The 18,774-nt window shown below is 39.7% G+C and carries 19 protein-coding genes; 12 read left to right on the top strand and 7 right to left on the bottom strand.

The genetic code is table 11. From position 1 onward, the window contains the following. Positions 1 to 362: 362 nt before the first annotated feature. On the bottom strand, positions 363 to 2,921 hold the full coding sequence (gene topA, locus OA84_RS02590) for a type I DNA topoisomerase (RefSeq protein WP_039341893.1): 2,559 nt from the start codon (positions 2,919 to 2,921) through the stop codon (positions 363 to 365). 126 nt (positions 2,922 to 3,047) lie between these two features. On the opposite strand from topA, the gene OA84_RS02595 reads away from it, so the two are divergent. The 7 genes from OA84_RS02595 (at position 3,048) to trpS (ending at position 9,816) form a co-directional block, all read left to right on the top strand. Beyond that, positions 3,048 to 3,530 carry a DUF2062 domain-containing protein gene (locus OA84_RS02595; RefSeq protein ID WP_052252073.1) on the top strand — a complete coding sequence of 161 codons (483 nt, stop codon included), beginning with the start codon at positions 3,048 to 3,050 and terminating at the stop codon, positions 3,528 to 3,530. Between the two features lie 162 nt (positions 3,531 to 3,692). Next, positions 3,693 to 7,181: an isoleucine--tRNA ligase gene (gene ileS, locus OA84_RS02600; RefSeq protein ID WP_039341895.1), complete on the top strand. Its 3,489-nt coding sequence runs from the start codon at positions 3,693 to 3,695 to the stop codon at positions 7,179 to 7,181. Between the two features lie 54 nt (positions 7,182 to 7,235). After that, positions 7,236 to 7,616: a TraR/DksA family transcriptional regulator gene (locus OA84_RS02605; protein ID WP_039341897.1), complete on the top strand. Its 381-nt coding sequence runs from the start codon at positions 7,236 to 7,238 to the stop codon at positions 7,614 to 7,616. Positions 7,617 to 7,697: 81 nt separating this feature from the next. Beyond that, on the top strand, positions 7,698 to 7,946 hold the full coding sequence (locus OA84_RS02610; RefSeq protein WP_039341900.1) for a DUF6576 domain-containing protein: 249 nt from the start codon (positions 7,698 to 7,700) through the stop codon (positions 7,944 to 7,946). Between the two features lie 2 nt (positions 7,947 to 7,948). Beyond that, the gene (locus OA84_RS02615) at positions 7,949 to 8,146 is read left to right on the top strand and encodes a DUF2683 family protein (protein WP_039341903.1); all 198 of its coding nucleotides are present in this window, start codon (positions 7,949 to 7,951) and stop codon (positions 8,144 to 8,146) included. Then, complete coding sequence (locus OA84_RS02620; protein ID WP_039341906.1) at positions 8,146 to 8,784, top strand: lipoprotein signal peptidase; 639 nt, start codon at positions 8,146 to 8,148, stop codon at positions 8,782 to 8,784. Before OA84_RS02615 ends, OA84_RS02620 begins: the two co-directional genes overlap by 1 nt. A gap of 63 nt (positions 8,785 to 8,847) precedes the next feature. After that, the gene (trpS, locus tag OA84_RS02625; protein WP_039341908.1) at positions 8,848 to 9,816 is read left to right on the top strand and encodes a tryptophan--tRNA ligase; all 969 of its coding nucleotides are present in this window, start codon (positions 8,848 to 8,850) and stop codon (positions 9,814 to 9,816) included. 40 nt (positions 9,817 to 9,856) lie between these two features. Here the strand turns inward: trpS and OA84_RS02630 are convergent, their stop codons facing one another. From OA84_RS02630 to OA84_RS02650, 6 genes are all read right to left on the bottom strand, one after another. Further along, positions 9,857 to 10,552: a YjjG family noncanonical pyrimidine nucleotidase gene (locus OA84_RS02630; RefSeq protein ID WP_039341910.1), complete on the bottom strand. Its 696-nt coding sequence runs from the start codon at positions 10,550 to 10,552 to the stop codon at positions 9,857 to 9,859. 25 nt (positions 10,553 to 10,577) lie between these two features. Next, the gene (locus OA84_RS11590; RefSeq protein WP_262493299.1) at positions 10,578 to 10,712 is read right to left on the bottom strand and encodes a hypothetical protein; all 135 of its coding nucleotides are present in this window, start codon (positions 10,710 to 10,712) and stop codon (positions 10,578 to 10,580) included. A 40-nt stretch (positions 10,713 to 10,752) separates the two neighbouring features. After that, complete coding sequence (locus tag OA84_RS02635; RefSeq protein WP_039341912.1) at positions 10,753 to 11,343, bottom strand: RNA polymerase sigma factor; 591 nt, start codon at positions 11,341 to 11,343, stop codon at positions 10,753 to 10,755. Between the two features lie 164 nt (positions 11,344 to 11,507). Next, on the bottom strand, positions 11,508 to 11,996 hold the full coding sequence (locus OA84_RS02640; protein WP_039341913.1) for a hypothetical protein: 489 nt from the start codon (positions 11,994 to 11,996) through the stop codon (positions 11,508 to 11,510). Positions 11,997 to 12,070: 74 nt separating this feature from the next. Then, positions 12,071 to 13,351, bottom strand: coding sequence for a methionine adenosyltransferase (gene metK, locus OA84_RS02645; RefSeq protein WP_039341914.1), 1,281 nt, complete (start codon positions 13,349 to 13,351; stop codon positions 12,071 to 12,073). Positions 13,352 to 13,537: 186 nt separating this feature from the next. Next, a complete protein-coding gene (locus OA84_RS02650; protein ID WP_039342687.1) occupies positions 13,538 to 14,491 on the bottom strand; it encodes a hydrogen peroxide-inducible genes activator in 954 nt (317 codons plus the stop codon). A 90-nt stretch (positions 14,492 to 14,581) separates the two neighbouring features. Between OA84_RS02650 and OA84_RS02655 the strand changes: the two genes are divergently transcribed. The 5 genes from OA84_RS02655 to OA84_RS02675 all read left to right on the top strand — a co-directional run bounded on the left by OA84_RS02655 (position 14,582) and on the right by OA84_RS02675 (position 18,759). Further along, the gene (locus tag OA84_RS02655; protein WP_039341915.1) at positions 14,582 to 16,003 is read left to right on the top strand and encodes a catalase; all 1,422 of its coding nucleotides are present in this window, start codon (positions 14,582 to 14,584) and stop codon (positions 16,001 to 16,003) included. Between the two features lie 101 nt (positions 16,004 to 16,104). Next, positions 16,105 to 16,872, top strand: a complete 768-nt coding sequence (locus OA84_RS02660) for an enoyl-CoA hydratase-related protein (protein ID WP_039341916.1) — start codon at positions 16,105 to 16,107, stop codon at positions 16,870 to 16,872. Positions 16,873 to 16,890: 18 nt separating this feature from the next. Then, positions 16,891 to 17,352 (top strand): deoxycytidylate deaminase, encoded by a 462-nt coding sequence (locus OA84_RS02665; RefSeq protein ID WP_156965021.1) that lies wholly within the window; start codon positions 16,891 to 16,893, stop codon positions 17,350 to 17,352. Continuing rightward, positions 17,339 to 18,244: a site-specific tyrosine recombinase XerD gene (gene xerD, locus OA84_RS02670; protein ID WP_039342689.1), complete on the top strand. Its 906-nt coding sequence runs from the start codon at positions 17,339 to 17,341 to the stop codon at positions 18,242 to 18,244. The genes OA84_RS02665 and xerD overlap by 14 nt, the downstream gene beginning before the upstream one ends. Next, the gene (locus OA84_RS02675) at positions 18,244 to 18,759 is read left to right on the top strand and encodes an NUDIX domain-containing protein (protein WP_039341921.1); all 516 of its coding nucleotides are present in this window, start codon (positions 18,244 to 18,246) and stop codon (positions 18,757 to 18,759) included. The genes xerD and OA84_RS02675 overlap by 1 nt, the downstream gene beginning before the upstream one ends. The last annotated feature ends 15 nt before the right edge of the window (positions 18,760 to 18,774 follow it).

Below are 18,774 nucleotides of genomic sequence, written 5' to 3' on the forward strand. Positions count from 1 at the left end.
TTAAAAGAACATTTTGCTTTTTTTCATCTTTTGTGCGGGTCAAATATATAAATATTGGTAAAACATTAACACTATAAAAAAGAAGAAAAATGTTGTTTGAAGTTTGCTGTAAAAAGCAAATGATCGATAGCTCCGATATAAGGTCTACAGCGCAAGAAATAGTCTGTTAAAGAAAAATTAAAAAAAGTTTTTGTTTAAATTTATTTATCCGAAATTAAACAAGCATTTGTGAATAAAGCCTAATTTTCACCAGCTAATAATCTAAAAAATAACGAGTTAAAAGCATGAAATTTTTAATTTCAAAAAAAATCTTCTGAAACTTTCGCTTCAGAAGATTAAATTTTCGGCCTTAAAAGTACATTTTATTTCTTTTTAGCTGCGGGCTTTTTAGCAGCAGGTTTTTTAGCCGCGGGCTTTTTTGCGGGCGCTTTTTTAGCTTTGGTTTTGAAAGCGTTTTTATCCTGTGCGGTGATCCATTTTTTCACTTCTTCCAAAGGAATTTCTGCTAATTCTTCGGCAGTATATTTTTCGTCTTTTTTGGTTTTCGGGATTTTAAACATGGCTTTCCCGAATTTGATGAAAGGTCCCCATCTTCCGTTTTCCAGGGAAATTTTTTCTTCCGGCCATTGCTGAATGTAGCGGTTTGCTTCTTTTTCCAGCTTGGCTTCAATCAGCTCATTAATATCGTTTTGCGAAAGATTTTCGAAATCATAACGTTTCGGAACGTTAATGAAAATCGACTGGTATTTGATGAACGGACCAAATCTTCCCGTTCCTTTCGTTACCGGTTCGCCTTTATAACTCGCAATCGGCGCATCGGCAATTTTCTTTTCTTCGATGATTCCCTCAGCTCTTTCCTGCGTGATAGAAAGCGGATCTTCACCACGCGGAATGCTGATAAAAGTTTCGCCCCATTTCACATACGGACCAAATCTTCCAACACCAATCGTCACGGTTTGTCCGTCGTATTCCTTTAAATCAAATGGAATTTTGAAAAGTTCCAGCGCTTCTTCCAAAGTGATGGTCGCGATATTCTGGTTGGCCATCAAGCTGGCAAAAATCGGTTTTTCTTCATCGTCCTGTTCCCCGATCTGAACCATCGGACCAAATCTGCCAATTCTGGTAAGCACATTTTTGCCGGTTTTCGGGTCTTTCCCTAAAATTCTTTCGCCGGTTGCGCGGTCGGCATTTTCTTCTACATCTTCTATTTTCGGATGGAAATCTTTATAGAAACCCTGCAAAACTTCTTTCCATTTTTCTTCGCCGTTTGCGATAAGGTCGAAATCTTGCTCCACTTTTGCGGTAAAACCATAATCCAGGATTTCAGCAAAGTTTTGGGTTAAAAATTCATTAACGACTTCACCAATATCTGTGGGTACAAATTTATTTTTATCACCTCCAAATTTTTCTGTTAAAATTTCCTTTTTCAGCTCGGTTTTTTCTAAAGTCATTTTTAGAATTTCCCGCTCCTGAGGCAAAATTTCGCGTTTATCTACGTACTCGCGATTCTGAATGGTTTGGATGGTCGGCGCGTAAGTTGAAGGTCGGCCAATGCCTAATTCCTCAAGCTTTTTCACCAAACCGGCTTCCGTATATCGCGCTGCCGGACGCGTAAACTTTTCTGTAGCCTCTATTTTCCGGAAATTCAGGGTTTCGCCAACGGAAACTTTTGGTAATAGTTTTTCGTTGTTTTCCTCATCATCTTCCTCGGTTTTTACAATGCCATACGCTTTAAGGAAACCATCGAAAATAATGACTTCACCCTGCGCTTCAAAATGATGCGGCAGTTTTTGGTCGCCAATTTCGATAACGGTTTTTTCAATTTTGGCATTGGTCATCTGCGACGCTAAAGTTCTTCTATAAATAAGCTGATACAATTTATTCAGCTGAACATCACCTATAGATTTTACGGAAAAATCGGTAGGGCGAATCGCTTCGTGTGCTTCCTGCGCTGATGATGATTTCGTGGTATAATTTCTCGGGTTCGAATATTTTTCGCCATATTCCGAGAGAATTTGTGCTTTTGCCCCGTTGATTGCTTCCTGAGAAAGATTCACGGAATCGGTTCTCATATAAGTAATGTATCCTTCTTCGTACAGTCTTTGCGCAACGCGCATGGTCGCCGTAACGCCGTAACCCAGTCTGTTGCTGGCTTCCTGCTGTAAAGTGGATGTCGTAAACGGTGCTGATGCGGTGCGCGTTCCCGGTTTTGTTTCCACATTCAGAACTTTAAAAACGGTCTGCTGACATTGCTTTAAAAATTCTTCAGCGTCGCCTTCTTTAGCAAAATCTTTTTTCAGCTTGGCTGCGATTTCCTGCTTTTCAGCATTCAGGAAAATTCCGTCAAATTTAAAGGTAGATTTTGGGGTAAAACCACGGATTTCCAGTTCGCGCTCCACAACCAAACGTACAGCTACAGATTGTACACGCCCTGCAGAAAGTCCGGTTTTTACTTTTTTCCAGAGGACCGGCGACATTTCAAAACCTACAATACGGTCTAAAATTCTTCTCGCCTGTTGCGCATTTACCAAATTTTGGTCAATATTTCGGGGATTTTCTATCGCTTTTAGAATGGCGTTTTTCGTAATTTCGTGGAAAACAATTCTTCGGGTATTGTCGTCTTTTAATTTCAGTTCCTGTGCAAGATGCCACGCGATGGCTTCACCTTCGCGGTCCTCATCGGAGGCTAACCAAACGATATCTGCTTTTTTCACGGCAGCTTTCAATTCAGCAACGAGCTTCTTTTTATCAGCAGAAACTTCATAATCCGGTGTAAAAGTTTCCAGATTAATTCCCATGCCTTTTTTAGGCAAATCGCGGATGTGGCCGAAACTGGATTTCACCTCAAAATCCTTCCCCAAATATTTTTGAATCGTTTTAGCTTTCGCCGGTGATTCTACAATCACTAAATTTTTTGACATCCTCGAAATTTTTGCAAAAGTAGAAGTTTTTTTTTAATGACAATTTTTCCGACACAGTTTCAGACCAATGAAAACCAAAGTGGAAGTCCGAAAACCCTTACATTTGTTTCGAAGTTCGAGTTCTAATTGAAAAAATTCATCCAAAATACCATTCAAAGCCAGAAAATATTTTACCGGTATTTCCGGCGAAAAGGCCTAAAACGCTTTCTAAAAGAAAACGTTCTGGAAACCGATGGAACAAATGAAGTTAAAGCCAAATCTGTGGCACTGGGCATTTTTATTGGTCTTTCACCGTTTTGGGGTTTGCATTCATTTCTAGCGATTTCGCTGTCAGTTTATTTTAAAATGAATAAAATGCTGACTTTCATGTCATCACAGATTACTTTTCCACCGCTTATTCCTTTAATTATTTTCGCTTCGATGATGGTTGGCGCGCCTTTCGTAGAAAACGGTACTTCGCTGGAAAACCAGACTTTTGACATGGATTTCATTAAAAATAATCTGGTGCAATACCTTATTGGAAGTTTCATCCTCGCGATTTGCTGTTCATTAATATTAGGATTTCTCTCCTATATATTTCTTCAAAAATTTAAACCACAGAAGAAATAAAACCGCAATTATGTAAAACGAAAAAATTTGCCCTTAAAGCAGCGAGTTTTTTCGGCTTTCAAGCTCAAAATTTTAGTTTTCTCATCTACGGAAAATTTCCGCGAAAATCCTTATATTCGCAGACTTAATTAATGAGCTTCCAACGCTTTGAATAGACTGAAAATGAAGAAGTTTACCGAATATAAAAATTTAGATTTAACAGCTGTTGCCGGGAATATTACAAAATTCTGGTCCGAAAATCAAACTTTTAAAAAATCCGTTGAGATTCGTGAAGGACAGCCGGAATACGTTTTTTATGAAGGTCCGCCTTCGGCGAACGGGATGCCGGGAATTCACCACGTGATGGCGCGGGCGCTGAAAGATATTTTTTGCCGTTACCAAACCCAAAACGGAAAACAGGTTTTCCGGAAAGCAGGTTGGGACACGCACGGTTTGCCAATTGAGCTGGGCGTAGAAAAAGAACTCGGAATTACCAAGGAAGATATCGGCAAAACCATCTCTGTGGAAGCTTACAATCAGGCGTGTAGAAATGCCGTGATGCGCTACACCGATGTTTGGAATGATTTGACAGAAAAAATCGGCTATTGGGTGGATCTGGAAAATCCCTACATCACCTACGAACCGAAATATATGGAAACGGTTTGGTGGCTTTTGAAGCAGCTTTACGACAAAAATCTTTTGTACAAAGGTTACACCATTCAGCCCTATTCGCCGGCTGCCGGCACGGGACTTTCTTCGCACGAACTGAATCAGCCCGGAACATACCGCGATGTTTCCGACACGACTGTAGTGGCGCAATTCAAAGTGAAAAAATTTGCCGATAAAGCGGCTAAAAAAGTTCCTTTCCTGAAAGCGGAAAGTGCAATCGATACAGAAGAAATTGCAGGAGCTTCCTGTGGCGGCGCTTTGCACTGGGCGGAATTTGACACTAAAAAAACTTTAGTCGACACCTACTTTCTTGCCTGGACGACAACTCCATGGACTTTACCTTCGAATACTGCTTTAGCGGTCGGAAGAGATATTGAATATGTTTTGGTGAAAACCTTTAACCAATATACTTTCGAGCCGATCAACATCGTTTTGGCAAAAGTGCTTTTGCAGAAAAATTTTGGTAAAAAATATGCAGAAGGAAGCGAAGAACATTTAAAAAATTACACCTCGGAAGCGAAAGTAATTCCGTACCAGATTTTAGCTGAATTTACCGGAGAAGAATTGGTAGGCTCGGAATATGAGCAGCTTATTCCGTGGTTTTTACCGGCTGAAAATCCGGAAGATGCTTTCCGCGTGATTTTGGGAGATTTTGTCACCACCGAAGACGGAACGGGAATTGTGCATATTTCGCCCACTTTTGGTGCTGATGACGCGCGCGTTGCGAAAGAAAGCGGCATTCCGCCAATGTTGGTAAAAGATGAAAATGACAATTTAGTTCCTTTGGTAGATCTTCAGGGCAGATTTCTAAAAGGTGGAAAAACACCGGAATTATTTGCCGGAAAATTCATTAAAAATGAATATTATGACAGCGGTTCCGCGCCGGAAAAATCCTGGGATGTAGAACTTGCAATTCTTTTAAAAACAGAAAATAAGGCCTTTAAGGTCGAAAAATATGTGCACAGTTATCCGCACTGCTGGCGAACTGACAAGCCGGTTTTATATTATCCGCTCGATTCCTGGTTCGTGAAAATGACCGCGGTGAAAAACCGTTTGGTGGAACTGAATGAAACCATCAATTGGAAACCCAAATCTACCGGTGAAGGACGCTTTGCAAACTGGCTGGAAAATGTGAACGACTGGAATCTTTCGCGCTCCCGATATTGGGGAATTCCTTTGCCGATATGGCGTACCGATGATTTGAAAGAGGAAATCATCATCGGTTCTGTGGAAGAACTGATGGCGGAAATAGAAAAAGCAAAAAAAGCCGGTTTTATGGCCGAAAATCCTTTTAAGGATTTTGAAGTTGGAAATATGTCCGAGGAAAATTATGCGCAAATCGATTTGCACAAGAATATTGTGGATCAAATTATTCTGGTTTCACCGTCCGGAAAACCGATGAAAAGAGAATCGGACCTCATCGACGTTTGGTTCGATTCGGGTTCGATGCCGTACGCACAACTGCATTATCCTTTTGAAAATAAAGAACTGATTGACGCTAGAAAAGCCTTTCCGGCAGATTTCATCGCTGAAGGTGTAGATCAAACGCGCGGCTGGTTTTATACACTACACGCCATTGCGACTGCAGTTTTCGATTCGGTAGCGTACAAAAATGTGATGTCGAACGGTTTGGTTTTGGATAAAAACGGCCAGAAAATGTCGAAAAGACTTGGCAATGCAGTAGATCCGTTCACGACTTTAGAAAAATACGGTCCTGACGCGACGCGCTGGTACATGATTTCAAACGCGAATCCGTGGGAAAATCTAAAATTTGATTTGGAAGGAATTGATGAAGTTCGCCGGAAATTTTTCGGAACTTTATATAATACCTACTCCTTTTTTGCGCTTTATGCGAATGTAGACGGTTTTAAATATTCCGAAAAAAACATCGAATTGCGCCCAGAAATTGACCGCTGGATTTTATCCGAACTCAACTTATTGGTGAAAGAAGTTACGGCATTTTACGAAGATTATGAACCAACAAAAGTGGCGCGCGCCATCAATAATTTCGTCAACGACAACTTAAGCAACTGGTACGTACGACTTTGCCGACGCAGATTCTGGAAAGGCGACTATTCTGATGACAAAATTTCGGCATACCAAACTTTATATACTTGCCTGGAAACGGTGGCGAAAATTTCGGCGCCAATTGCACCATTTTTTATGGATCAACTTTACCAGGATCTGAATAAAATCACCGGAAAAGAAGAAGCTGCCTCGGTACATTTAACCGATTTCCCGAAAGCTGATGAACGTTTAATCGATCAGGATTTGGTGGAAAAAACGCATCTGGCACAACAGATAACTTCGATGGTTTTCTCGCTACGGAAAAAAGAAAATATCAAAGTTCGCCAGCCGCTGCAAAAAGTGATGATTCCGGTTTTGGATAAAAAAACAGAAACGCAGATTCTAGCGGTTTCAGATTTGGTAAAACAGGAAGTGAACGTGAAAGAACTTCAACTTATTAATGCTGATGACGCGGCGGAGCTTATTGTAAAGCAAATCAAGCCGAACTTTAAAACACTCGGTGCAAGACTTGGAAAAGACATGAAAACGGTCGCTGCTGAAATTACCAAGTTTTCGGCGGAAGATATTTCAGCTTTAGAAAAAACCGGAAAAATTGCCGTTTTAGGCCATGAAATTTCTCTTGATGATGTAGAAATTTTCACCAAGGATATTCCGGGTTGGACGGTGGCAAGCGAAGGAAAACTTACGGTTGCGCTGGATTTAACTTTAACCGAAGAATTAAAAGCGGAAGGAATTGCGCGCGAATTTATTAACCGCGTGCAGAATTTAAGAAAAGATAAAAATTTCGAGTTAACAGACAGAATTTCAATTGAATTGCAAGACGATTGCCCGTTTAAGCAGGAAATAATAAACAATAAAGCATATATTTCTTCTGAAGTATTGTCAGATAGAATAGAAATTGTAAATTCACTTTCAAATTTTGACGAAATAGAGATTGACGAGGTCACTTTCAAGGTTCAGGTTCAAAAAATTTAATATTTTTTACGGTGAAAACTTCAAATTCACATAAACACAAATAAAAATAAAGCTATGACTGAGGACAGACAAAGATATAACGACGCTGATTTACAGGAATTTAAAGTATTAATTCAGGGGAAAATCGATAAAGCAGAAAAAGATTTAATGCTGATTCGAGAAAGTTTCATCAACGACCAGAACAACGGTACCGATGATACTTCGCCAACTTTTAAAGCTTTTGAAGAAGGCGCTGAAACTTTAAGCAAAGAACAGAATGCGATTCTTGCCGGAAGACAGGAAAAATTTGTGCGCGACCTGAAAAACGCCCTCATCCGCATTGAAAATAAAACCTACGGAATCTGCAGAGTTACCGGAAAATTAATTCCGAAAGAAAGGCTGCTTGCCGTACCGCATGCGACCCTCAGCATCGAAGCTAAAAATATGCAACGGTAAAATTTATCATTTATAAAAAATGATGTACAAAGTACAATGTGTTTCTATGCATAAAACTTTGTACATTTTTATTTTAAAATCATGGACACGGTTTTTATTTTGCTCGCTGTAGCGGTAATTTTTCTTTATTTCTTCCGCAAAAAAATCAAGGAAAAGTTCATTCCGAACAAAGAAAAATATTACACCATTGATGACCGTTATAACGCAGAGAAAAAGCAGAGACAAGACGAAATTGATGCGATACTTAGCAAAATCGGTAAAAATGGTTTAGATGATTTGTCTGCCGCTGACAAAAACCGTCTCGACGAACTTTCAAAAAAAATAAATTAAAAATGGAATCTCTGATTGTACATCCGAAAAACCAAATGGAGCTGAATGCGCTGAAAAGCGTGATGAAGGAAATGGGAATTAAATTTGAAAAATTCCACACCAGAAATCTGAAAAATTTGCCCGAAAAGCCGGTAAAAAATTCGGTTCCGAAAAAAGAAAACAGCCCAACTTCCGCCAGAAAATATCCTAAGAAAGACTAATGAAGAAGATTGCTTTAATAACCATCATCATTTTATTAATAGACCAAATTTCTAAGTTTTATATAAAAACCAACTTCAGTTTAGGCGAAAGTGTAAGCGTTTTGCCCGGCTTTAAGCTGACTTTTGTTGAAAATCCGGGCATGGCGTACGGTTTTCATTTCGGCGGACTTCTGGGTAAATATATTCTTGTCATCATTCGCATTTTTCTTATCGGCGGCATGGTTTATCTTTTCAGCAAATGGCTGAAAGAAGGCACCAACAACTATTTGCTTATTCCGATGTCGATGATTTTTGCGGGCGCAATCGGAAATTTAATTGACGGAATGTTCTACGGAATGATCTTCGACAGCGGAACTTTTTATGATGAAAGCATCGGGCGCTGGATTGAATACGGCGGTGTTTCCAAGGTCGTACCTTTTGGTCAAGGCTATTCCACTTTCATGAAAGGCTGCGTGGTAGACATGCTGCATTTCCCGTTGGTGGACTGGAACGTGCCGGAAAGTTGGCCATTGATTGGCGGAAAACACATTGAATTTTTCAAATATATTTTTAATGTTGCAGATTCTGCAATTACTGCCGGCGCTGCATTATTACTTATCTTCCGCAAAAAAGCGCTACCAAACGGTTTGGATTTTTAGCGGCTAAATTGCCCAAAATTTCCGTTTTAGCTATTTTTGTTTTTACCATTTTAAACTTATTTCATGTCCAGAATATTAACCGGAATACAGGCCACGGGAACTCCACATTTGGGGAATTTACTTGGCGCCATTATTCCAGCCATCGAATTATCGAAAAAGAAAGAGAATGAATCTTTCCTGTTTATTGCAAATCTGCATTCTTTGACCCAAATAAAAGATGCAGCAGAACTGAAAAGAAATACTTACGAAATCGCTGCAGCTTGGCTTGCCTGCGGACTTGATACTGATAAAACATTTTTCTACCGTCAAAGCGACATTGCTGAAGTTTGCGAACTTTCCTGGTATCTGTCCTGCTTTTTTCCGTATCAAAGACTGACTTTAGCACATTCCTTTAAAGATAAAGCAGACCGTGTAGAAGACGTTAACGCAGGACTTTTCACGTATCCGGTTCTGATGGCTGCTGATATTTTGCTTTATAATGCTGAAGTTGTTCCGGTAGGGAAAGATCAGCTTCAACATCTGGAAATGGCGCGCGACATGGGCTCAAGATTTAACCATCAGATGGGTGAAGTTTTTGTTTTACCAAAAGCGGAGTTGCAGGAAGACACGAAGTATGTTCCGGGAACCGACGGTAATAAAATGTCGAAATCCCGCGGAAACATCATTAATGTATTTTTACCCGAAAAAGAGCTGAAAAAACAGATTATGGGAATTGAAACTGATTCCAAATGTCTTGAAGAACCGAAAGATCCGGAAACCGACAAGGTTTTTGCTTTGTTCGAACTTATTGCAAAACCGGAAGAAACCGCCGTTTTACGGGAAAAATATCTAGCCGGAAACTTTGGTTATGGTCACGCTAAAAACGAATTGTTGCTGTTAATTTTAAAACGTTTTGAGCGCGAGCGCGAACTCTTCAATTATTATATGAATAATTTGCCGGAACTGGAAGAAAAACTGCAGGAAGGCGCGGCAAAAACGAAAGTGATCGCTGCTGAAACATTGCGGAAAGTCCGGATAAGTTTGGGCGTTTAGCAGCAAAAAAAATCCTTTCCAAAAGCGGAAAGGATTTTTTTTATAAAATTGATTTAATTTCGTGCAGTTTGCGTATCGTTTTTACGCCTTCGGCGGTGTATTTATCATCGAATACATCGAAGTAAATCACTTTTAAGCCGAAAGATTTTCCACCTTCAATATCGGCAATCCAGTCATCACCAATCATTATGGATTCCTCGATTTGCGCATTCGCTTTCTTCAGCGCATATTTATAAATTTCCGGTTTTGGTTTCCGTATATTGATTTCATCGGCGCTTGTGATGGTTTTAAAATAGTTTTTAATACCCGAAAGCTCACATTTTTTTGCGGTTACTTCCTGAAAGCCGTTGGATAAAATATGCAGCGTATATCCTTTGTCATACAGATATTCCAAAAGATCAAAAGCGCCTTCTACCAGATCGTTGTAGTTGAGGATTTCATCTAAAAAATTATTTTCAAAAGTCTGTGCTAATGGAAAATCATCAATTCCAAAGAAAAGAAAAGAATCAAAAAAACGGTGCTTTCGCAGGTAATTTTTGTCGATTTCACCGTCGCGAATCTGTGCCCATAATCTTTCATTAATGGTAAAATATTCGCGGTGAAAGTCCTCAAAATTAAGATTATATTTTTCCTGAACCTCTTCTTTCTTAAATATCGCTTTCAGGGTAAGATAAGCGTTTGCGCGGTGATCCCAAAGTGTATTATCGAGATCAAAAAAAATGTGCTGAATTTTCATACAGCACAAATTTAAGGAAAATAGGTTAGTTTTTGGATACGATATGAATTTTAGAGACCGTTTTTAAAACCTGAAGGTTTTTAGAATATCTCAGTAAAAATTCAACGGTCATCTGTTTTGGTTTCAAAAGTTTTCCGTTTAAAGTGTAATCTTTTTTCATAGGCTAAAGTTTCACTAAAAACGCAGATTATTTCACTTTATTATCTGGTCAAACTTATTTGGTGTTCTTCCATTATTTTTCGCAGGTTGATGAGTGCGTAACGCACCCGGCCTAAAGTGGTATTGATGCTGGTATCAGTTTGTTCCGCTATTTCTTTGAAGGAAAGCGAATCGAAAAAGCGGAGTTTTACCACTTCCTGCTGATTTGGCGGGAGAAAGTCCAGAATTTTACGCAAATCATCCTGAATCTGACGAGAAATCAGCTGCTCTTCAATATTTTCTTCGTCAATGCTGATGAGATCGAAAATTGAATATTCTTCATTTTCGAAAGACGTTTCGGAAACTTTGTTGTGTTTGGCTTTCAGGCGGTAATGATCGATGATGAGGTTGTGTGCAATCCGCTTTGCCCAAAGCACAAATTTTCCCTCTTCATTGTACCGGCCTTCTTTCAGCGTTACAATAATTTTCATGAAAGTATCCTGGAAAACGTCGTTTGCCACGGTGTCATCCATTACTTTGTAGAAAATATAGGAGAAAATATCTTTCTGGTGGCGATCAATGAGAACCGCCAGGGCCTTTTCATTGCCATTTTTATATGCAGAAATCAGCCAACTGTCTGTATGTGTATTCATAACTCGTAACTAAAAATTTATGAATGATCGCAAACCTAAAAATATCAGGTTGGCTTTCTTCGTTATTAAAAAATCAGTAGAGTTATTTTACCATACATTATGTGTTAAAGTGAAAAGCTAATTTAAGCAAAAAGTTAATACTTTGTTAAAAAATTAAAAAAAATTTATTTTAACAGATCGTGAATCATTACAATCGGCACATTTACCGTAAAATTAATGTTTAAACCTTCTAATTCTTTACCGTTAATTCCGTCTTTATCGAACGGAAAAGCATAACCTCCGGTTAAATCAATCAAACCAAACAGCGTAACACCAACTTTCGGTGCAATGTATTTGGTGGTTGCTTCAGCACCTGCTAAAAAATAATAAGCATGGTAAAGATCTACATTCCGCTCAAAATTGAGCAAAATATCACCCTGGATTTTCGGCAGCGCGACAAATTTTCCATTGGCAACTCCGAACATTCCGGCTGCGCCAAGGCGAAAAATCATGTCATCGTTCTCCAAAAACAGCAGCCGTCCACCGAGTTCCGCAAAGCTCGTATTCTGGTAAACATAACCGGCGTGAACCATTTTATGTACCGTAAGCTGTGCTTTAACACTGCCCGCAAAAGCTGCTAACAAAAAAAAAGGGAGCAAAAATCTCTTCAACATTGGTTATGATTTTATATTGTGCATAAAGTTAAAAAAAATGCCTTAACATTTTTGTTAAAGCATTTTATATGATTTTATAAATTGAATTCCTTCTTTATTTCTTCTACTTTATCCAGTTTTTCCCAGGTAAAAAACTCCAGATCTTTTACGATTAAATCTTCACCGTTGGCACGTTTAAAAATTTTATCAGCAATATAATGCTCGCGTCCCATGTGGCCGTAGGAAGCGGTTTCCTGATAAATTGGATTTCTGAGTTTCAAATTCTGTTCGATTGCATAAGGTCTTAAATCGAAAATTTTCTGGATTTTCTCGGCAATTTCTCCGTCATGCAAATCAACTTTTGAAGTTCCATAGGTATTTACATAAAGTCCACAAGGTTCTGCAACACCAATTGCGTAGGAAACCTGTACCAAAATTTCATCAGCAACACCTGCCGCCACAAGATTTTTAGCAATGTGTCGCACGGCATAAGCCGCACTTCTATCAACTTTTGACGGATCTTTTCCGGAAAAAGCACCACCACCGTGCGCACCTTTACCACCGTAAGTATCTACAATAATTTTTCGGCCGGTTAAACCCGTATCACCGTGTGGTCCACCGATTACGAATTTTCCGGTCGGATTGATGTGATAGGTAATCTGATCATTAAAAAGCTCCTGAATAGCTCTAGGCTGCATGGCTTTAACCTTCGGAATAAGAATTTCGATAATATCTTTTCGGATTTTAGCAAGCATTGCTTCTTCGCTGCCAAAATCATCGTGCTGTGTAGAAACTACTATAGAATCAATTCTGATTGGTTTGTCATCATCCGAATATTCAATGGTAACCTGCGATTTCGCATCAGGACGCAGATATTTTATCGCGTTGTTTTCTCGCCGCAAATTCGCCAGTTCTTTTAATATTACATGCGCTAAATCCAGCGCAAGCGGCATATAATTTTCGGTTTCATTGGTAGCGTAACCGAACATCATTCCTTGGTCCCCTGCTCCCTGCGAATTTGCACGGCTTTCGAAATCGTCGTTTTCAGAAACACGGTCCACACCTTGGTTGATATCGGGAGATTGTTCATGAATAGCGGAAATCACACCACACGAATCACCATTAAACATATATTCCCCTTTCGTATAGCCGATTTTGTTGATGACTTTACGCGCGATATCTTGCACGTCAAGGTATGCTGATGATTTCACCTCACCCGCCAAAACTACCTGGCCCGTAGTTACCAAGGTTTCACAGGCTACTTTCGAGGTTGGATCGTTTGCGAGAAAATTATCGATTAATGCGTCGGAAATCTGGTCGGCCACTTTATCCGGATGCCCTTCGGAAACCGATTCAGACGTAAATAAATAAGACATATTTCTTTTGTATTTTTAATTAAAAAGTACGGGAAAAATACTTGGAATGATTGCAAAAGAAACTAAAAGAAAATCGGTTTTAGCATTTTTTACTGAGGTTGCAATCAATACAAATTTTTCCTCCTAATTGTGGCGCAAATTTACTCACTATTTACCGAAGCGCAAAATTTATCCGGATGTTAAAAATCATTGTGGCTTGATGACGGTAAACTCTTCAGGATTTTCATTGAAGCTCAGTTTTGACTTCAGAGATTCGGCGATGAACTGAATCATTTCATCTAAAATTTTCTGCTTATACGTCGGTTTATAATAAATCATCGAAATTTCGCGGTACGGAAAAGGCTTGCGGAAACGTTTTACTTTTTCTTTTTGCTTGTCGGAAAGCTGCTCTACAGCAAGTTCGGGTAAAATGCTGATCCCGCCTAATTTATCAACAAGTTGTACCAAAGTCGTAATATTTGAGGCTACAAACTCCAGATTTTTGGGTGTCACCGTATTTTCCCGCAATTCACAAATATTTTCAAACTGCGTCCGCAGGCAGTTTCCTTCTTCCAAGAGCCAAACTTTGTGCACATCTATTTTTTCCGGAATTACAAAACTGTCTTCTTTCTGTTCTTCACTTATTTCGGCGGAATAAAGCATCAGTTCTTCATTGAAAAGAAAATCGTGGTAAAATTCGTCAGCTGCGGAGTACGGCGTTGAAATAATTCCCGCGTCCAGTTCTCCGGATTTCAAAGCTTTAATAATATTGTCCGTCGTCATTTCTTTTACCGTGAGCTGAATCTTCGGATGATTTTTCAAAAAATCGAAGATTTCAGACGGTAAAATCGAACCCGAAACTGTTGGAATAATGCCGAGGTTTAACTTTCCTGCCAGCACATTATTAAGGTCGTTCGCTTTGGTTTTTAGTTCATTAATGGCATCTACCACTTTTTTCGCTTCGATGATAAGCTGCGCACCAACATCTGTGGTACGGATTGGATGCGTGGTACGGTCGAATATTTTCACATCCAGCTCTTCTTCGAATTTCTGAATCATCGCACTCAAAGTCGGCTGCGTAATAAAACACGCCTGCGCCGCATTTCCAAAGTGCTTAAATTTATCTACAGCGATAAGATATTCCAATTGCTGAATGTTCATACCATTAATTTTATCTATGCCAAATATACTGAGTTTTTGCCGGAATCCCATTAATTTTAGATAAATTTGAAGGCTACAATATTGCAAATTATGAGTATCAAGAAAATGGGCAATATAGCCCAGAATCCTTTCTACGACACCATCAACAGCTCACGGAATATTCAGGACAATCCGATGAATGCTGCATCTAGTTTCCAAGAGCAGGACTTTCTGCAAATCTTACGCGGAACTATTCCGGAACGTGCACTTTTTACAAAAGGTACCGGCGCCTACGGAACTTTCACGGTAACCAACGATATCACTCAGTTTACCAATGCCAATTTATTTTCCTCGGTTGGAAAAATTTGCCGTTGTTTTGCCCGATTTTCTGATTTTACTAGTGAAAAAGGCAGCGCGGACACCAACAGGGATTCAAGAGGTTTTGCGCTGAAATTTTATACCGAAGACGGAATCTGGGATTTGGTCGGCAGCAACAGCCCGGTTTTTTTCATCAAAGAGCCCGCAAAATTTCCGGAATTTGTGCGAACGCAGCGGCGCTCACCAAAAACGAATTTAAAAAGCACCACCGACATGTGGAATTTCTGCTGTGCAAATCCCGAAACGCTGCACCAGCTGCTGATGTATTTTTCGGGTCGCGGAACGCCGAAAGGTTTTCGCCATTTGAACGGGTATGGTTCGCACACCTATTCGATGATTAATGCTGAAAACGAGCGCGTCTGGGTGAAATATCATATTAAAACCAACCAAGGCATTAAAAATCTCGTTCCAACACAAGCTGCTCAGCTAAAAAGCACGAACCCGGATTTTGCGCAGGAAGATTTCATCAATGCTCTGCAAAACGGTGATTTCCCGAAATGGACACTTTATATTCAGGTAATGACGGAAGATCAGGCGAAAAACTTCCGCTGGAATCCGTTCGATGTTACGAAGGTTTGGTTTCACGATGAATTTCCGCTGATTGAAGTTGGTGAAATCGAGCTTAATGAAATTCCGTCCGATTATCAGTCGAATGTTGAAGAAGTTGCCTTTTCGCCGGCAAATTTCGTTCAGGGTTTAGGACTTTCGCCTGACCCAATTTTACAGGCCAGAATTGCTACTTACGGTGAAGCGCAACAGCACAGACTCGGCAGACACGCCAATTTGCTTGAAGTGAACCGCTGCCCGTTTTCACCGGAAAAAGACAAATCAGAAAAAAACGGCCAAACAGCCCGGAATTTTTCTGAATTCGAAAAGGAAGATGCTTTTCCCGAAAGCTTTTACAGCGAAAATGAAGATGATCACTTTACGCAGCCCGGTTTATTTTACACAAAAGCACTTCAGGATTATGACCGAATAGAACTTGTTCGAAACATTATCGAATCAATGAACGAAATCTCCGGCCCAGAACGCGAAGAAGTAATAAACCGACAAATTTGCCATTTTTTCCGCGCAAATATTGAACTTGGAATGAAAATCGCAATGGGGTTGCAGATCAACATCGATGCTAATATGATGAACCACGCTGGAAGTTAAAAAAATTAACACAAATTGTCATTTCGGTAATGATAACGCCTTCATTAAATACACTTTATTAAAAAATATTGTTTAATTTGCGAAAAACTCTTAATAACGCCATGTCCTACCAAAATATTAATGTAGAAACGGATCAAAAAACCGCCGTAATCACCATTAACAGACCGCAGAGCTTAAATGCGCTGAACGCCTTAACAATCACAGAATTAAGCAAAGCTTTAGACGAAATTGAACAGGATTCGCAGTTCAGAGCGGTAATTATCACCGGAAGTGGTGAAAAATCCTTTGTTGCGGGCGCTGATATTAAAGAATTTTCGGATTTCGGAACAAGCGCAGCTGAAGATTTAGCAAGAAACGGCCAGAACATTTTATTCAATAAAATTGAAAACCTCAGCAAACCCGTAATTGCCGCTGTTAACGGCTTTGCATTAGGTGGAGGTTTAGAGCTTGCCATGGCGTGTCACATTCGCTATGCCTCAGAAAACGCGAAACTTGGCTTGCCGGAAGTAACTTTAGGTTTAATTCCAGGTTATGGAGGAACGCAAAGATTGCCGAAACTGGTCGGAAAAGGGCTGGCCAACGAAATGATATTTTCGGCGAAAATGATTCCGGCGCAACGCGCAAAAGAAATTGGGCTTGTAAACGATGTTTTTTCTTTAGACGAACTTCTACCGAAAGCAAAAGAATTAGCAAACCAAATCGCACAGAATTCACCTATGGGAATTGCAAAAGCAATTGAAGCGGTAAATAAATCAGATGGTGAAAACGGCTTCGAAACCGAGATTAAATTTTTCGGTGAACTGTTTGAAATGGCCGATAAAAAAGAAGGTGTTGCTGCGTTTTTAGAAAAGAGAAAACCTTCATTTTAAGTAAAAAATTTAAAAGTTATAGGTTTGGACGTAACAAAATTTGATTTAGCATATCTGGAAATGGCCGCGGTATGGTCTAGACTTTCCTACTGCAAACGAAAGCAGGTAGGCGCACTGATTGTGAAAGACCGAATGATTATTTCCGATGGTTATAACGGAACACCTTCGGGATTCGAAAACTGTTGCGAAGACGAAAACGGAAAGACCCAATGGTTTGTACTTCATGCAGAAGCCAATGCGATATTGAAACTCGCCGGCTCTACGCAGTCGGCAAAAGGCGCCACATTATATCTTACGCTATCGCCTTGTAAAGAATGCAGCAAACTTATTTTACAGGCCGGAATACGAAAAGTGGTATATATTGACGAATATTCCGACGAAGACGGTATAGAATTTTTAAAAAATCATGGAATCGAGCTTTTAAGAGTGTCACATGATATTTTAAAGCAAAAAACACAAAAAAATGATTACTTGGGATGACAAAATCAAAGATTTCGAAACATTTTTAAAATTTGAACGAAATTTTTCAGAGAATACTGTAGATGCGTATTTGCGCGACCTGCGCAAGCTTCAGAATTATGCAGAATTTGACCTTGAAGGTGTTGGACCACTGCAGATTAGTTACGAAAACATTCAGGAATACCTTTACCAGTTTTCCAAAAAGAAATTCAGCGAAAGAACGCAGGCGCGTTGGGTTTCATCCATAAAAGCTTTCTTTAAATATCTTCTTGATGATGAAGTGCGTGCGGATAATCCCGCAACACTGATTGAAGGTCCAAAATTAGGACTTTATTTACCCGACACTTTAAGTTTTGTTGATGTTGAGCGAATTATAAAAGCCATCGACGTTACTACAGAACTCGGCAAACGAAACCAGTGTATGATCGAAGTTTTATACGGCTGCGGTTTGCGCGTTTCCGAGCTTATCGATCTTAAAATTTCAAACATCAACTTTAAAGAATTATATCTGAAGGTTGAAGGCAAAGGAAACAAAACCCGTTTTGTGCCACTTGCGCGTTACACCGCCGACCTCATCAAAGATTATCACGAAAATGTGCGGTCGAAGTATAAGGTCAATAAAAAATGCGAGGACATTCTCTTCCTGAACAGTCGCGGTTCCTCGATGTCACGCGTTATCGTTTTCATCATTATTAAAGAATTAACCGAAAAAGCGGGCATCAGCAAGAAAATTTCGCCACACACTTTCCGCCATTCTTTTGCCACACATCTTTTACAAAATGGCGCTGATTTGCGCTATATCCAGGAAATGCTCGGCCATTCCAGCATTACAACCACCGAAATTTACACGCATCTGAAAAACGAAGAACTGCGTGAAGTTATCCTTAATTACCATCCGCGAAATATTTCCTGATGCAAACGCTGAATTTTTGCCCAAAATGCGGCGGAAAAACTTTGCTTTGGGACGGCGAAAAAAAATGGAGCTGCTCTAACTGCGATTATATGCTCTATCACAATGTTGCGGGCGCTGTTGCGGTAATCGTTTCACACAAAGACGAAATTCTTTTTACCCGGCGAAATCAGGAACCTAAAAAAGGCAAGCTCGATTTGGCGGGCGGTTTCGTGGATCCAAAAGAAAGTGCCGAAGAAACCTGTGTTCGCGAGCTTTTCGAAGAAATGAAAATTAAAGTCAATATTGCTGACCTGAAATATGTCGGAAGTTTGCCCAATGTTTACCATTACAAAAATATTGATTACAATACTTTGGACCTTTTTTTCGAATATGAGGTTGCGGAAAAATTCCAGGTTCAGCTTGAAGAATCAGAAATTTCTGAGGTTATCTGGCTGAAAAAAGCCGATTTGGATTTAAATGAAATCGCATTTGATTCGCAACGCGCATTTCTTGAAAAGTATTTTTTTACCGCCTAAAACGGCATTTTTTTT

The organism is Kaistella solincola (genome assembly GCF_000812875.1).
GTDB lineage: Bacteria > Bacteroidota > Bacteroidia > Flavobacteriales > Weeksellaceae > Kaistella > Kaistella solincola.